Consider the following 15,685-nt stretch of genomic DNA (forward strand, 5'->3'; position numbering starts at 1 on the left):
TGCACAAAAAATGTACAGGAGCCGCCGATGCCCCTAGGGGTGATTCGGCGGCGGTGGGCTTGTTGATGAGAACGACGCGCCGGCAATCAAACGCGACGGCGCTTTTGCGGACGGCAACCGTTGTGAGGAATCGGTGTCACGTCCGAGATGGAAGTGATGCGGATGCCAAGGTTACCCAAAGCGCGCACGGACGACTCGCGACCGGGACCGGGCCCCTTGATTTCGACGTCCAGGTTCTTGATGCCATGCTCGATGGCCGCACGACCTGCGACCTCGGAAGCCACCTGCGCTGCAAACGGCGTCGACTTGCGCGAGCCTTTGAAGCCCTGGCCACCCGAAGACGCCCAGGACAAGGCATTGCCCTGACGGTCCGTGATGGTGATGATAGTGTTGTTGAACGAGGCGTGGATGTGCGCAATGCCGTCCGCAACATTCTTGCGGACCTTTTTGCGTACACGCTGCGACGCCGAGGAGCCTTTAGCCATTGTGTTCCTTCAATTGCACAGACAGTGAATTACTTGACGCCCTTGCGCGGCCCCTTGCGGGTGCGGGCATTGGTACGCGTACGCTGGCCACGCATCGGCAGCCCGCGACGATGGCGGAAGCCCCGATAGCACCCAATATCCATCAGGCGCTTGATGTTCATCGTGGTCTCGCGGCGCAGGTCACCCTCGATGGTGAACTGTGCGATCTGGTCGCGAATCTTCTCAAGATCCGCATCAGTCAGATCCTTGACCTTCTTGTCATACGCGATGCCTGCTGCCTCGCAAATCTTGCGAGCGCGCGAGCGTCCAATGCCATAGATCGCCGTCAAGCCGATTTCCGCGTGCTTGTGTGGCGGTACGTTGATACCAGCAATACGTGCCATAACCGTCCTTTAATCCTCAACCCTGACGCTGCTTGTGGCGCAGGTCGGTGCAGATCACGCGCACAACACCGTTACGGCGGATGATCTTGCAATTTCTACACATCTTCTTAACCGAAGCCGATACTTTCATCACTAACTCCCAAAAAAACGATACTCGCAGCGCATCAGCGGCGCGCCGGTTTCAGGTTGGTTTTCTTCAACAGCGACTCGTACTGCTGCGAGACCACGTAGTTCTGTACCTGCGCCATGAAATCCATCGTCACGATCACCATGATCAACAGGGACGTACCCCCAAAATAGAACGGCACGTTATAGCGCAGCGTCAGAAACTCTGGGAACAAGCAGACTGCTGTGATGTAGATGGCGCCACACAAAGTCAAGCGGGCCAATATTTTATCAATGTATTTCGCAGTCTGCTCACCTGGCCGAATACCCGGCACAAATGCTCCGCTTTTCTTCAGGTTGTCTGCCGTCTCGCGGCTGTTGAACACCAGCGCCGTGTAGAAAAAGCAGAAGAAGATGATGGCGGAAGCAAAAAAGATCACATAGATCGGTTGCCCCGGAGTGAGCGTCGCGGCAATGTCGCGCAGCCAACGCAGCGAATCGCTGCTGCTGAGCCAGCCGACCAGCGTTGCAGGCAGCAAGATGATCGACGACGCGAAAATCGGTGGGATCACCCCTGCCATGTTCAGCTTGAGCGGCAGATGCGACGACTGACCGGCATACATCTTGTTGCCGACCTGGCGCTTGGCGTAATTGACCAGAATGCGTCGCTGACCGCGCTCGACGAACACGACGAAATAGGTCACAAGAACCACCAGGGCAGCAATGAACAGCAGGGAGATGATGCTCATCGCACCCGTGCGCACCAGCTCAAGTGTTCCCGCCATCGCGCTGGGCAGACCTGCTGCGATACCGGCAAAGATCAGCATGGAAATGCCGTTCCCGATGCCGCGCTCGGTGATCTGCTCACCCAGCCACATCATGAACAACGTTCCGGAGGTCAGCGAAATGATCGTAGTGACCTTGAAGCCAATACCTGGCTGGAATACAAGCCCGGGCTGGCTTTCCAACATGACCGCGATCCCCATGGACTGGAACAGCGCCAGCACCAGCGTGAAATAACGCGTGTACTGCGTAATCTTGCGCCGACCCGCCTCACCTTCCTTCTTCAACGCGATCAGCGACGGCACAACGTGCGTCATGAGCTGGATGATGATGGAAGCAGAGATGTAGGGCATGATGCCCAGCGCCAGCACGGAAAAGCGCTCCAGTGCCCCGCCGGAGAACATGTTGAACAGGTCCAGGATGCCTTGCGAACCGGAAAACATCTGCTCCAGCTGCGCAGGGTTGATCCCCGGCACGGGAATGTGCGTACCGATGCGGTACACCACCAGTGCCAGCAGCAAAAAGACAAGACGCCGACGCAGGTCAGCGAACTTGCCGGACTTTGCCAATTGAGCGGTATTTGTCGCCAAGATCAAGCCTCATTCACAAAAGAGTGGCCACGCCCGCAGACGCGGAGCATCCATCCAATTCACGGAAAACGATGCGCCGCCTCTGCCCTTAATTCAGCGAACCGCCAGCGGCTTCGATCGCTGCCTTGGCACCTGCAGTCGCGCCGATTCCATTGAGCTTGACCGCACGGGTAATTTCGCCGGACTTGACGACCTTGACCACCTTGGCAATGGAACGAACCAGACCGGCCTGCTTGAGCGCAAGCACGTCCACTTCGGCCAGTCCCAGAGCGTCCAGCTCCGCCAGCGTGATCTCGGCATTGAACTTGAGCGTCTGCGACTTGAAGCCGCGCTTGGGCAGGCGACGCTGCAGCGGCATCTGACCGCCTTCGAAGCCCACCTTGTGATAGCCGCCCGCGCGGGACTTCTGCCCCTTGTGACCACGACCGGCAGTCTTGCCCAAGCCGGAGCCGATACCACGGCCGACACGGCGCTTGGCATGCTTGGCACCTGCGGCGGGCTGGATGGTATTGAGTTGCATCACAAACCTCTTACAGAACGCGGACCAGATAGCTGATCTTGTTAATCATTCCACGCACTTCAGGCGTGTCCTTGAGTTCGCTGATGCTATTGAGCTTGCGCAGACCCAGGCCACGCACGGTCGCGCGATGCGACTCCTTCGTGCCGATGGGGCTGCGTACCAGCTGAACCTTGACGGTTTGATTGTTGGACATTGTTGTCACCTCGTTACGCCAGCAGGTCTTCGACCTGCAGACCGCGCTTGGCAGCAATCTCGGCAGGAGTCGTCGAGCGCTTGAGCGCATCCAGCGTGGCGCGGACCATGTTGTAGGGGTTGGACGAACCATGGCTCTTGGCCACGATGTCAGTGATGCCGACCACCTCGAAGACCGCCCGCATCGGGCCGCCGGCGATGATGCCGGTCCCCTTCGGGGCGGGCATCAGCATCACTTTGGCTGCGCCGTGCTGACCATGCACGCCGTGGTGCAGCGTACCGTTCTTGAGCGATACCTTGAACAGGTTGCGGCGTGCTTCTTCCATCGACTTCTGCACAGCCGAGGGCACTTCCTTGGACTTACCCTTGCCCATGCCGATGCGACCATCGCCGTCACCGACAACAGACAAAGCGGCAAAAGCCAGGATGCGACCGCCCTTGACGACCTTGGTCGTGCGGTTGACGGCGATCATCTTTTCCTTGAAGCCATCGTCACGGGCTTCATCTTGGTTTCTTGCTTGGTTTCTGGTAGCCATTGCTAGTCGCCCCGATCAGAATTGCAGGCCGGCTTCACGCGCGGCTTCTGCCAATGCCTTGACGCGGCCGTGATAGGCAAAGCCCGCACGATCGAACGCCACTTTCTCCACGCCAGCAGCCTTGGCCTTCTCGGCGATACGCTTGCCAACAGCCGTTGCACCCTCGACCGAGCCACCGTTGACGGAGCCACGCAGTTCGCTTTCCAGCGAGGATGCCGTTGCCACCACCTTGGCGCCATCGCCAGAGATGACGGTTGCGTAGATGTGCTGATTGGTGCGATGCACGGTCAGCCGCGCAACGCCCTGCTTGGCAATGCGAATGCGGGTCTGGCGGGCGCGGCGCAAACGCTGTTCTTTTTTGCTCAACATATTGCAGCCTCTTATTTCTTCTTGGTTTCCTTGATCGTGACGACCTCATCCGAATAACGGATGCCCTTGCCCTTGTAGGGCTCGGGAGGACGCACTTCACGGACTTCAGCGGCAAACTGGCCGAGCACCTGCTTGTTCGCACTCTTGAGCACGATTTCCGTCGGCGTCGGCGTCGTTGCCGTCACGCCTTCAGGCAGATCGAATTCGACCGGATGCGAATAGCCCACCGACAGGTTGAGCTTCCTGCCATTGACGGCCGCCTTGAAACCCACGCCAACCAGGTTGAGCTTCTTTTCGAACCCCTTGGAGACGCCCACGACAAGGTTGTTGACCAACTGGCGCAGCGTGCCTGCCAGCGCATCAGCCTCACGCGAATCGTTCGCGGGCTCGAAACGCAGTGCCGCACCATCTTGCGACACCTTGACCAACTTGCTTTCAGCGACAGCCAACTGACCGCCCGCGCCCTTGACCGAAATCTGACCATTCTTGATGGCCACTTCGACGCCGCTTGGAATGACCACCGGCAATTTAGCAACTCGAGACATTTCTCTATTCCTCCAATCGGGCTTCAGGCCACGAAGCAAAGCACTTCGCCGCCGACGCCAGCTGCGCGCGCCTTGCGGTCGGTCATCACGCCCTTGGGAGTCGTCACGATCGCCACCCCCAAGCCATTCATGACTTGCGGAATGGCCTTGCTCGGCTTGTACACGCGCAGGCCAGGCTTGCTGACGCGCTCGATGCGTTCGATCACGGGGCGACCGGCGTAGTACTTCAGATCCACGCGGATGTCGGCCTTGTTGCCGTCGCGCTGGACTTCGAAGCCCTCAATGTAGCCCTCGTCCTTCAACACCTGCAAAATGGCCAGCTTCAGCTTGGAAGAAGGCACGGATACCGATGTCTTGTTGACCATCTGCGCATTGCGGATGCGGGTCAACAGATCGGCAATAGGATCACTCATGCTCATGATTCAATCTCCTGTCCGTGCTTACCAGCTGGCCTTGATGACGCCAGGGATGTTGCCAGACATCGCCAGCTCACGCACCTTGGCACGTGCCAGACCAAACTGACGGAAAGTGCCACGCGGGCGGCCGGTCAGCTCGCAACGGTTACGTTGACGCGTCGGGTTGGCGTTGCGCGGCAGACGCTGCAGCGCAAGACGTGCCTGATAGCGCTCTTCATCGCTGCGCTTGCTGTCGTCGATGATGGCCTTGAGCTCAGCACGCTTTGCAGCGTACTTGGCAACCAGCTTCTCGCGCTTGAGCTCTCGTTCAATCAATGCTTTTTTTGCCACACTGCACCTCAGTTCTTGAATGGGAAACGGAATGCAGCCAGAAGCGCCTTGGCCTCCTCGTCCGTCTTCGCCGTTGTGGTGATGCTGATGTTCAGACCACGCAACGCATCCACTTTGTCGTATTCGATTTCCGGAAAGATGATCTGCTCTTTGACACCCACGTTGTAGTTGCCACGACCATCGAAAGACTTGCCGGAAATCCCGCGGAAGTCACGCACACGCGGCAATGCCACGGTCACGAAACGATCCAGGAATTCATACATGCGTGCACCACGCAGCGTCACCATGCAACCAATGGGCTGACCTTCACGGATCTTGAATCCGGCAATGGCCTTGCGCGCCTTAGTCACGACAGGCTTTTGGCCAGCAATTTTGGTCAGGTCCGCCACCGCGTTATCCATGACCTTCTTGTCAGCAACAGCCTCACCCACCCCCATGTTGAGCGTGATCTTGGTGATGCGCGGCACTTCCATGGGAGACTTGTAGCCAAACTGCTTGGTCAGGTCACCCACAACCTTGTCACGATAAAACTCTTGCAATCTTGCCATTTACGCCACCTTGATCTCTTCGCCGCTGGAGCGGAACACGCGCACGCGACGCTGACCCTTTGCAGCCGCCAGGTCAACCTTGAAGCCCACACGGTCAGCCTTGCCGCTCGCCGGGTTGTAGATCGCCACATTGGACTGGTGAATCGGCATCGTCTTGTTGATGATGCCACCCTGCTCACCCTTCATGGGGTTGGGGCGCACATGCTTCTTGACGACGTTCACGCCTTCAACAATGAGATAGTTCTCATCCTTGCGGGCCAGCACCACACCGCGCTTGCCCTTGTCTCGGCCAGCCAGCACGATGACTTCGTCACCCTTGCGAATCTTGCTACTCATGCCACACCTCAAATCACTTCAGGAGCCAGCGACACGATCTTCATGAAGCGCTCGGTGCGCAGTTCACGGGTGACCGGGCCAAAAATACGGGTACCGATAGGCTCAAGCTTGGCATTGAGCAGCACTGCCGCATTGCCGTCGAACTTGATCAGCGACCCATCTTGGCGGCGAATACCCTTGGCAGTACGCACAACCACGGCGTTATAGATTTCGCCCTTCTTGACGCGACCACGCGGCGCAGCCTCCTTCACGGAGACCTTGATGATGTCGCCAACGCTCGCGTAGCGACGCTTGGAGCCACCGAGCACCTTGATGCACAACACGGATTTCGCACCCGTGTTATCGGCAACCTCTAAACGAGATTCTGTCTGGATCATTTGATTTAAATTCCCAACTTAACCTGCGCACATGAAGCAGCCATACGGCCAGCTGGCGCCGGCCACTGCATCACACAGTCAGTCTTGGACCCGCCACTCCAACCCGTGCAGCCAATAAAGCCATTGGCCGTACGCACTGCGTCAAAGCGATTGGGCAGAAATCACCCCAAAAGGTGAAGCAGGTAATTATCGCAGCCAAGGCGGCGCGCAGTCAACTTGTTTTTACATGCAATCTAAAAATCGTGGCCCGCGACCGTCGCTGTCGCGCCACAGCGCCGCATATCCACCATTGCTTGCTGCTATGCCCGAGACAGTTGATAGTCAGCGGCCAGCTGCTCGAAAGCGGCCAGCTGCGCGTCATGCGCCGCTCCCAGTTCCTCGACCAAAATGTCCGCCACCCGCGGCGCGAGCCGCTGTGCCGCTGCGGCATCGAGAAACAGCAAGCGGCTGCGACGCGCCAGCACATCCTCTACCGTGCGGGCGTATTCGTGACGCACGGCAAAACGCACCATGGCTTCGCTCAGGCCGCGGGGCGCATCCAGCATCACATCCGCGCCAGGCAACGCGCCCACCGATGGCGCTTCGCTGCCGTAGGCGGCCAAGCCGCGCGCATCCTGCAAAGAGGCGCGCGGCCCACCTTCCTCACTGCCCAGCAACGGCAGATGGGCGGTCCGGCCAGCAGGCAGCTTGACCGGCAACAGCTGCGCAAGCTGGCACTGGCGGATGACATCCTCGGCCATGGCACGGTAGGTCGTCCACTTTCCGCCCGTGACGCTCACGAGCCCCCCAGGGGACACCTCGATGGTGTGCTCGCGGCTGATTTTCTTGGTCTGCCCCGCATCGGCGGAAGGCCGCGCCAATGGACGCAATCCCGCCCAGATGCTGCGCACATCCTGCTCGCGCGGCGCTGCCGCCAGATAGCGCGCGGCCTCCTTGAGAATGAAGCGGACCTCCTGCGCCCTGGCACGCGGCTCAAGCGGCATGTCATCGCGCGGCACATCGGTGGTACCAAGAATCACCTGCCCCAGCCAGGGCACAGCAAACAGCACGCGACCATCGCTGGTCTTGGGCACCAGCAAGGCGTGGTTGCCTGGCCAGAAATGACGATCGACCACCACATGGGTGCCCTGGCTGGGCGCCACCAGTGGCGGCGCGGTCGGCTCGGCCTGCTGGCGCAACGCATCCACCCAGACGCCCGTGGCATTGACGACGCAGCGCGCCTGCACGGCGACACGCGCGCCGCTTTCGGCATCCACCACTTCCGCGCCGGCAACGCGCCCGTCCTGCAGCAGCAAACGCTCGGCGCGGCAGTAGTTGAGCACATGCGCGCCGTGGTGCGCGGCCGTGCGCGCCAGCGCCAGCGCCAGCCGCGCATCGTCGAACTGGCCATCCCAGTACTTCACGCCACCGCGCAGCCCGCCGGTGGCCACATTGGGCAGCAACTCCCGCACCCTGACATTGGAGAGAAACTCCGTGGCACCCAGCCCACGGTCTCCTGCCAGCGCGTCGTACACGCGCAGGCCAGCACCATAGAACGGCGTCTCCCACAATCTGTAAGAGGGCATCACGAACGGCAACGGCTGCGCCAGATGGGGCGCGTTTGCAAGCAGCACGGCGCGCTCATGCAACGCCTCCCGCACCAGCGCGACGTTGCCTTGCGCCAGATACCGCACACCGCCATGCACCAGCTTGGTGGCGCGTGACGAAGTGCCTTTGGCAAAGTCATGCGCCTCCACCAACGCAACGGACAGGCCACGCGTGACCGCATCCAGCGCCACGCCCAGCCCGGTAGCGCCCCCGCCAATGACGAGCAGGTCAAATGCAGGATGATCAGCCAGTGCGCGCAGCAGCTGTGCGCGATCGGTGCGGAGCAAGGAGGCGGTTGAATCGGTCATAGGGGCAATGGATGCATAGTACCGGCCCGGACTGCGCGCAGCCGAATGCGGCGCCCCCCCTGACCAGATATCGCCGCATATGGCGACGCAGGCGCAGGGCAAGGTTACCAGACGACATCAGCGAAAGTCTGTCTTCGGGCCCTGCAAAGGTCTGCACCGCTTGCCGCGCCCATGCGCTCCGACGGGGGCAGCGTACTTGTCGACAGGAGTTTGCGGACCTTCGGTAAGCCACGATCTTCTCACAGGCGGCGCAATACCGGCTGAATAGCCGACAGGGTGGACTCCAGCATTTGCGCCTCACCATGCGTATCAGGATGCAGCACGCGACGCCCAGCCATGCTGCGCAGCCACGTGATCTGCCGTTTGGCGAGCTGGCGGGTGGCCGCCTCGGCCTGCGCAACCCATTCGCTTTCAGCGACTGTACCGTCGAGCATCTGCCACGCCTGCCGGTAGCCAACGCTGCGGATGCTGGGCAACTGGGCGTGCAGACGCGCATCACGGCGCAAGGTCCGCACTTCATCGAGAAAACCGGCCTGCAGCATCACCGCAAAGCGCTGCGCGACGCGCGCATGCAGCCAGGCGCGCGATGTCGGCTCCAGCGACACCACCCGCTCGGCAATCCATGCCGCTTGCCACGACCTGTCCTGCGCACTGCGCTGCTGCAGCGCGGACAGCGGCTGGCCGGTCACGCACCACACTTCCAGCGCACGCTGGATGCGCTGCGCGTCGCGCGGCGCCAATCGCTTCGCAGTCACGGGATCGACCTCGGCCAACCAAGCGTGCATTGCAGGCCAGCCCTCACGCGCAGCGCGGGCATCCAGCTGCGCACGCACGGCCACATCCGCCTGCGGCAAAGGATCCAGCCCGTGCAGCAGTGCATGCAGGTACAGCATGGTGCCACCCACCAGCAAGGGCAGCGCCCCGCGTGCCAGAATGCCATCCACCGCCGCCGCACAGTCCTGCAGGAATGCCGCGGCGCTGTATGGCTCGTGCGGCTCGCGGATATCGATGAGATGGTGCGGCACCAGCGCCCGCTCGGCCGCACTGGGCTTGGCCGTACCGATGTCCATGCCGCGGTAGACCAGCGCCGAGTCAACGCTGACGATCTCAACACGACAGTGCGGCGCCAACGCCTCTGCCAGCGCCAACGCCAGCGCGGACTTGCCACAGGCAGTCGGCCCGGTCAGGACGAGAAACGGCTTGCGCAGCAACGCGGGCGTGGGCATGCCGTCGCCCACCGGCATCAGACGATACCCTGCGCCAGCATCGCATCGGCCACCTTGACGAAGCCGGCAATATTGGCGCCGTGCTGGTAGCTGATGCGGCCGTCGGGCTGTCTGCCGTACTGCACGCACGCCGCATGAATGCCACGCATGATCTCGAGCAGGCGGCGATCGACTTCCTGACGCGGCCAGGCAAGGCGCGCAGCGTTCTGGCTCATCTCCAGCCCGGAGGTCGCAACCCCACCGGCATTGCTGGCCTTGCCGGGGGCATACAGTACTTCGGCCGCCTCGAAGGCGTGCACCGCCGCCTGAGTGCAAGGCATGTTGGCGCCCTCTGCCACACAGACTACACCATTGCCGATCAGCGCCTTCGCATCGGTCTCATCCAGTTCGTTCTGGGTCGCACAGGGCAATGCGACCTCCACCGGAATCTGCCAGGGTCGCTGCCCTTCCAGGTACTGCGCACCGACCTGCTCCGCATAGTCCTTGACCCGGCCATAGTCCTGATTCTTGATCTTCATCAACAGTGCCAGCTTTTCCGCAGTGAACCCGTCCGGATCATAGACCGTGCCGCCGGAGTCCGAGCAAGTGACCACCTCCGCGCCCAGCGCCATCGCCTTCTCGATGGCGTATTGGGCCACATTGCCGGAGCCGGAAACGGCCACCTTCATGCCCTGCAGGGACTTCTTCGCCTGATTGAGCATTTCCTCGGCAAAGTAAACCGTGCCATAGCCGGTTGCCTCCGGTCGGATCAGCGAGCCTCCAAGATGCAATGGCTTGCCGGTAAGCACGCAGTCGGCACGGTTGGTGAGCTTCTTGAGATACCCGGCCAGGAAGCCAATCTCGCGCGCGCCCACGCCAATGTCACCAGCAGGCACGTCCGTGTCGGCACCCACGTGGCGGAAAAGCTCCGTTGCGAAGGCCTGGCAAAAACGCATGATCTCGCCGTGACTCTTTCCCTTCGGGTCAAAGTCCGCACCGCCCTTGGCTCCACCCATGGGCAGCGTCGTCAGCGCGTTCTTGAACGTTTGCTCGAACGCCAGGAACTTCAGCACCGACAGGTTCACCGACGGATGAAAGCGCAGCCCTCCCTTGTAGGGGCCAATGGCCATGCTGTGCTGGACGCGATAGCCGCGGTTGACCTGCACCTGGCCCGCATCGTCGACCCAGCTGATGCGGAAAATGATGATGCGCTCGGGCTCCACCAAGCGCTCCAGCAGACCCTGCTGCGCATACCTCGGGTGCTCTGCGATGAACGGCCACAGGCTCTCGAACACCTCGGTCACGGCCTGGTGAAATTCGCGCTGCAAGGGATTGCGCTGGACAACCCCGGCAAGAAACTGTTGCAACGACGGCTCGGACATGGCTGGACTCCTGTAGGTTGTAATGATGGGAATACGCACCCGTTTACTGCCGTCGCCAGGCGGCATCTAGACAGATTCAAGGCGCAACCAGGGCCGAGCGCACCAAATCAATGCGCATCACCCCATATTGGGGCGCAATTTTGCGCTGAAATGCCGGTCGCCTCGCGCAAAAAAGCCCCTTGCGGGGCCATCTTCTCGTCTGAGCACAGGGTGCTGGCAACCTGCACCGCGTTGCCTCGGACTGGGAAGCGCAGGTTCCGCCCTCCCCTACGAGCCAGTTACACCCGCTTGCGGTATTCGCCCGTGCGGGTATCGATTTCAATGCGATCGCCCTGATTCACGAACAGTGGCACGGCAACCTCAAAACCGGTCGAGATCTTGGCCGGCTTGAGCACCTTGCCGGACGTATCACCCTTGACGGCGGGTTCGGTCCAGGTGATCTCGCGCTCGACGCCGGTGGGCAGTTCCACGGAGATGGCCTTGCCGTCATAGAACACGACTTCGGCGGTCATCCCGTCTTCCAGATAGTTCAGCGCATCCCCCATGTTGGCAGCTTCCACCTCATACTGGTTGTACTCGCTGTCCATCCAAACATACATGGGGTCGGCGAAGTAGGAGTACGTGCACTCCTTCTTTTCCAGAATGACGTTGTCGATCTTGTCGTCTGCCTTGAACACCACCTCCGTGGCCATGGACGAGAGCAACGCCTTGAGCTTCATGCGCACGGTGGCCGCGCCACGGCCGCCACGGGCATACTCCGTCTTGAGGACAATCATGGGATCCTTGCCATGCATGATGACGTTGCCGGCTCGGATTTCTTGGGCGATTTTCATAACTACAGTCTGGGTGATTCAATAAACGAACGGGGCCGCTGCCGGATGCGCCAGCACAGGGCATGTGATCCAGAAACGGGGAAAAGGCTGTGCACAATGCGCACAATATGGCGCGCCATCGACGTCGCAGGGCGTGCCAGCGTGCCAACAGGTTCTCCGCCAAGGCACCCTCGTTCACAAGCAAACATGTGCGTCGCCGCCGCATCAATAGCGACGCACGACGCAGGTGCCAGGCGCGGATTCTAACGGCAGCAGCGTCAGGCACCAAACCGACTGCCCCCGGCAGCGCAGGCGATCCCGCTAGAATGTACCTTTTTTCCACGCCGCGCCACCTGGATCGCCACTTGGCGTGCCACAGCGCCCGTGGCCTTTTGCGAATACCCGATGAACGCCATGCCCATCTCGTGTAGTGCCCCTGCCGGCCCGGCGTTCGCGTGGCACCGCGCGATCACGCAAGTGCTGCGCGCAGCCGTGCAGACTTGCGCCACGCGCACCCGGCGTCAGACCACCCGCGATCGAATTTGATGCCCTCCGGGCGCAACCGAGGCCCTGGCGGCAGCGTACCGTACGCATCGCACCGCCTGCGTCGCGGCCTGCCCTCGGCACCCCTTGCCCGCGCGGCACGCACTCCCTGCAACTTTTTTCGAGCGCACAGCTGGCTCTTGTCCTGCCAGTGACGGCTCGCCCCAACTAGCATGTCCAACGATTCGACCGCCCTCGATCAGACGGCTGACAAGCCCAATTACCGCAGCAAGCTCAATCTGCCCGATACCCCCTTCCCGATGCGCGGTGACCTGCCCCGGCGTGAACCGCAGTGGATCAAGAAGTGGGAGGAGCAAGGCCTCTACCAGAAACTGCGCGCCGCACGCAAGGGCCGGCCCCTGTTCGTACTGCACGACGGCCCGCCGTATGCCAATGGCCAGATCCACATCGGCCACGCGGTCAACAAGATCCTCAAGGACATGATCGTCAAGTCCCGCCAGCTCGAAGGCTATGACGCAGCCTATGTGCCCGGGTGGGACTGCCATGGTCTGCCGATCGAGAATGCGATCGAAAAGCTGCACGGGCGCAACCTCAGCCGCGAGGACATGCAGGCCAAGGCGCGTGCCTTTGCGCAGGAGCAGATCGAACAGCAGATGGCCGGCTTCAAGCGCCTGGGGGTACTGGGCGACTGGGACAACCCCTACAAGACCATGAACTACGCCAACGAGGCGGGAGAGCTGCGTGTGCTCAAAAAGGTCATGGAGCGCGGCTTCCTCTACCGCGGCCTCAAGCCCGTCTACTGGTGCTTCGATTGCCAGTCCTCGCTGGCCGAATTCGAAATCGAGTATGCCGACAAGAAATCGGACACGCTGGATGTGGCCTTCAAGGCCGACGACCCGCAGGCGCTGGCGCGCGCCTTCGGGCTGGCCGCGCTGCCCGATGCGGGCAAGGATGCGTTCGTGGCGATCTGGACCACCACCGCCTGGACCATTCCCGCCAACCAGGCACTCAATGTCAATCCCGAGATCGTCTACGCGCTTGTCGATACCGACAAAGGTTACCTGGTGCTGGCCGATGTCCTGGTGCCACAGTGCCTCGAACGCTTCGGCCTGCATGGCACTGTGGTGGCGACGGCACCCGGCAAGGCGCTGGACGGCCTGCAATTTCAGCATCCTCTGCACGATGTAGATGCCGGTTATCGCCGCACGGCACCGGTCATCCCTGCCGACTACGCCACCGCCGAAGATGGCACCGGCATCGTGCACTCGGCACCGGCCTATGGCGTAGACGACTTCAACTCCTGCACCAGCCACGGCTTCAAGCACACGGACATCCTGACTCCGGTACAGGCCAATGGCGTCTATGCGCCTGATTTCCCGCTGTTTGGCGGCCAGCACATCTGGAAGGCCGTGCCCGTCATCATTGATTCCCTGCGCCTGGCGGGCCGGCTATTGGCCACGCAGCCCATTACCCACAGCTACCCGCATTGCTGGCGCCACAAGACGCCGGTGATCTACCGCGCCACCGCGCAATGGTTTGTGCGCATGGATGAGGGTGAAGGCCTGTTTGCCAAGGAAAAGCCGGCCATGACGCTGCGCCAGGCGGCGCTGGCTGCCATTGAGCAGACCAGCTTCTACCCGGCCAACGGCAAGGCACGGCTGTATGACATGATTGCCAACCGACCCGATTGGGGCATCTCCCGCCAGCGCAACTGGGGCGTGCCGCTGCCATTCTTCCTGCACAAGGAAACCGAGCAGTTGCACCCGCGTACCATGGAGATCTTCGACCAGGCCATCGCCATCGTGGAACAAGGTGGCATCGAAGCCTGGAGCCGTGTCACGCCCGAGGACATCCTGGGTCCTGAAGAAGGCGTGCAGTACAACAAGGTGGGCGACATCCTTGACGTCTGGTTCGACTCCGGCTCGACCTTCTCCCACGTGCTGCACGGCACGCACGCGCAGGCCGGTCACCAGCATGGTCCGGAAGCCGACCTGTACCTGGAAGGTCACGACCAGCACCGCGGCTGGTTCCATTCCTCGCTGCTGCTGTCCTGCGCGCTCAATGGACGCGCGCCGTACAAGGGCCTGCTCACGCACGGCTTCACGGTCGACGGCCAGGGCAAGAAAATGAGCAAGTCGCTGGGTAACACGGTGGCACCGCAGACAGTCAGCAACAAGCTCGGTGCGGAAATCATCCGACTGTGGGTGGCCTCCACCGACTATTCTGGCGACCTGGCCATCGACGAAAAGATTCTCGCCCGCGTAGTCGATGCCTACCGCCGCATTCGCAACACGTTGCGCTTTCTGCTGGCCAACACGAGTGACTTCGATCCCGTCAGGGACGCTGTGCCACTGGAGCAGATGCTGGAGATCGACCGCTATGCGCTTGCGCAGGCTGCCGAGTTCCAGCGCGAGGTACTGGCCCACTACGATGTCTACGAGTTCCACCCTGTCGTCGCCAAGCTGCAGGTCTATTGCTCGGAGGAACTCGGTGCGTTCTACCTGGACATCCTCAAGGATCGGCTCTATGTCACGCAGGCCAAGAGTCTGGCGCGACGCAGCGCGCAGACTGCGCTGTGGCACATCACCCATGCCATGCTGCGCTGGATGGCCCCGTTCCTTTCCTTTACCGCCGAGGAAGCGTGGCCGATCTTCGCGCCCGGTCAGTCAGAGAGCATCTTCATCGAGACCTACCACACCATCCCCGAAACCGCCGACGCTGCGGACCTGCGTGCCAAGTGGGAGCGCGTCCGAGCCATCCGCGATGTGGCCAACAAGGAAATCGAGAAGATGCGCGAGGCTGGCAAGCTCGGCGCGTCACTGCAAGCGGCCATCACCATCACCGCGCCGCCGCAGGACTATGCGTTGCTCGCCAGCCTGGGCGATGACCTGAAGTTCGTGTTCATCACCTCCGCGGCAGCATTGCAACCGGGCGATACCCTGGCCGTGCAGGTGGCACTGGCTCCCGGCCAGAAGTGCGCGATGACCTGGCATTACAGTGAGGATGTCGGCACCGACCCTCAGCACCCGGAGCTGTCGGCGCGGGCCATCTGCAATCTGTTTGGCGAGGGTGAGACACGCACCTACGCGTAGCCAACGCACGCCGCAAAGCGCCAGTGGGCCGCCAAGGGCGGCGGCCGGGCCGTGTTGCCCTCAGCGCCTGTTTACGATTTCTTTCATACGGCGCGCTGCCTGCCAGGCGCCAGTGTTGCACGGTGCAAACCGCAGGTCGGGCCGACAGCCCGGTGAGGATTTGCATCGCCACCGGGCGCTACTGCCCCCCAACGCCACGCAAAAGCACATGGCAAGATCTTGAATGGATCTGCCCCCTGCGCCGGCGCACGACAGTCCATTTCCGCGTCCATCACCTGGC

At 61.6% G+C, this 15,685-nt stretch carries 19 protein-coding genes; 1 reads left to right on the forward strand and 18 read right to left on the reverse strand.

Annotated features, from left to right (window positions below):
- Positions 1–86: 86 nt before the first annotated feature.
- The 18 genes from rpsK to efp all read right to left on the reverse strand — a co-directional run bounded on the left by rpsK (position 87) and on the right by efp (position 11,830).
- Positions 87–485 carry a 30S ribosomal protein S11 gene (rpsK, locus tag AAV94_RS08600; protein ID WP_046741917.1) on the reverse strand — a complete coding sequence of 133 codons (399 nt, stop codon included), beginning with the start codon at positions 483–485 and terminating at the stop codon, positions 87–89.
- A gap of 29 nt (positions 486–514) precedes the next feature.
- Positions 515–868, reverse strand: coding sequence for a 30S ribosomal protein S13 (gene rpsM, locus AAV94_RS08605; RefSeq protein WP_046741918.1), 354 nt, complete (start codon positions 866–868; stop codon positions 515–517).
- A gap of 16 nt (positions 869–884) precedes the next feature.
- Positions 885–998: a 50S ribosomal protein L36 gene (gene rpmJ / locus AAV94_RS14645; RefSeq protein WP_084824836.1), complete on the reverse strand. Its 114-nt coding sequence runs from the start codon at positions 996–998 to the stop codon at positions 885–887.
- Between the two features lie 34 nt (positions 999–1,032).
- Entirely contained in the window at positions 1,033–2,346 is a 1,314-nt protein-coding gene (gene secY / locus AAV94_RS08610; protein WP_046742046.1) for a preprotein translocase subunit SecY, read from the reverse strand.
- Between the two features lie 88 nt (positions 2,347–2,434).
- On the reverse strand, positions 2,435–2,866 hold the full coding sequence (gene rplO / locus AAV94_RS08615) for a 50S ribosomal protein L15 (RefSeq protein ID WP_046741919.1): 432 nt from the start codon (positions 2,864–2,866) through the stop codon (positions 2,435–2,437).
- 10 nt (positions 2,867–2,876) lie between these two features.
- Positions 2,877–3,059, reverse strand: a complete 183-nt coding sequence (gene rpmD / locus AAV94_RS08620; protein ID WP_046741920.1) for a 50S ribosomal protein L30 — start codon at positions 3,057–3,059, stop codon at positions 2,877–2,879.
- A 13-nt stretch (positions 3,060–3,072) separates the two neighbouring features.
- The gene (gene rpsE / locus AAV94_RS08625) at positions 3,073–3,594 is read right to left on the reverse strand and encodes a 30S ribosomal protein S5 (protein ID WP_046741921.1); all 522 of its coding nucleotides are present in this window, start codon (positions 3,592–3,594) and stop codon (positions 3,073–3,075) included.
- A gap of 15 nt (positions 3,595–3,609) precedes the next feature.
- Positions 3,610–3,963, reverse strand: coding sequence for a 50S ribosomal protein L18 (gene rplR, locus AAV94_RS08630; RefSeq protein WP_046741922.1), 354 nt, complete (start codon positions 3,961–3,963; stop codon positions 3,610–3,612).
- Positions 3,964–3,974: 11 nt separating this feature from the next.
- Positions 3,975–4,508 (reverse strand): 50S ribosomal protein L6, encoded by a 534-nt coding sequence (gene rplF / locus AAV94_RS08635; RefSeq protein ID WP_046741923.1) that lies wholly within the window; start codon positions 4,506–4,508, stop codon positions 3,975–3,977.
- Positions 4,509–4,531: 23 nt separating this feature from the next.
- A complete protein-coding gene (gene rpsH / locus AAV94_RS08640; RefSeq protein ID WP_046741924.1) occupies positions 4,532–4,927 on the reverse strand; it encodes a 30S ribosomal protein S8 in 396 nt (131 codons plus the stop codon).
- A 21-nt stretch (positions 4,928–4,948) separates the two neighbouring features.
- Positions 4,949–5,254, reverse strand: a complete 306-nt coding sequence (gene rpsN / locus AAV94_RS08645) for a 30S ribosomal protein S14 (RefSeq protein ID WP_046741925.1) — start codon at positions 5,252–5,254, stop codon at positions 4,949–4,951.
- Between the two features lie 8 nt (positions 5,255–5,262).
- A complete protein-coding gene (rplE, locus tag AAV94_RS15070; RefSeq protein ID WP_046741926.1) occupies positions 5,263–5,802 on the reverse strand; it encodes a 50S ribosomal protein L5 in 540 nt (179 codons plus the stop codon).
- Complete coding sequence (gene rplX, locus AAV94_RS15075) at positions 5,803–6,138, reverse strand: 50S ribosomal protein L24 (protein ID WP_046741927.1); 336 nt, start codon at positions 6,136–6,138, stop codon at positions 5,803–5,805.
- Positions 6,139–6,146: 8 nt separating this feature from the next.
- Positions 6,147–6,515 (reverse strand): 50S ribosomal protein L14, encoded by a 369-nt coding sequence (gene rplN / locus AAV94_RS08660; RefSeq protein WP_046741928.1) that lies wholly within the window; start codon positions 6,513–6,515, stop codon positions 6,147–6,149.
- A 299-nt stretch (positions 6,516–6,814) separates the two neighbouring features.
- Positions 6,815–8,410 carry a glycerol-3-phosphate dehydrogenase/oxidase gene (locus tag AAV94_RS08665; RefSeq protein WP_046741929.1) on the reverse strand — a complete coding sequence of 532 codons (1,596 nt, stop codon included), beginning with the start codon at positions 8,408–8,410 and terminating at the stop codon, positions 6,815–6,817.
- Positions 8,411–8,649: 239 nt separating this feature from the next.
- A complete protein-coding gene (gene miaA / locus AAV94_RS08670) occupies positions 8,650–9,636 on the reverse strand; it encodes a tRNA (adenosine(37)-N6)-dimethylallyltransferase MiaA (RefSeq protein ID WP_046742047.1) in 987 nt (328 codons plus the stop codon).
- 17 nt (positions 9,637–9,653) lie between these two features.
- A complete protein-coding gene (gdhA, locus tag AAV94_RS08675) occupies positions 9,654–10,997 on the reverse strand; it encodes an NADP-specific glutamate dehydrogenase (RefSeq protein ID WP_046741930.1) in 1,344 nt (447 codons plus the stop codon).
- A gap of 278 nt (positions 10,998–11,275) precedes the next feature.
- Positions 11,276–11,830, reverse strand: coding sequence for an elongation factor P (gene efp / locus AAV94_RS08680; protein ID WP_046741931.1), 555 nt, complete (start codon positions 11,828–11,830; stop codon positions 11,276–11,278).
- A 695-nt stretch (positions 11,831–12,525) separates the two neighbouring features.
- Here efp and ileS point away from each other — a divergent pair.
- Entirely contained in the window at positions 12,526–15,405 is a 2,880-nt protein-coding gene (gene ileS / locus AAV94_RS08685) for an isoleucine--tRNA ligase (protein WP_046741932.1), read from the forward strand.
- Positions 15,406–15,685: the final 280 nt, after the last annotated feature.

The sequence above is a fragment of the Lampropedia cohaerens genome (genome assembly GCF_001005215.1).
Taxonomy (GTDB): Bacteria; Pseudomonadota; Gammaproteobacteria; order Burkholderiales; family Burkholderiaceae_C; genus Lampropedia; species Lampropedia cohaerens.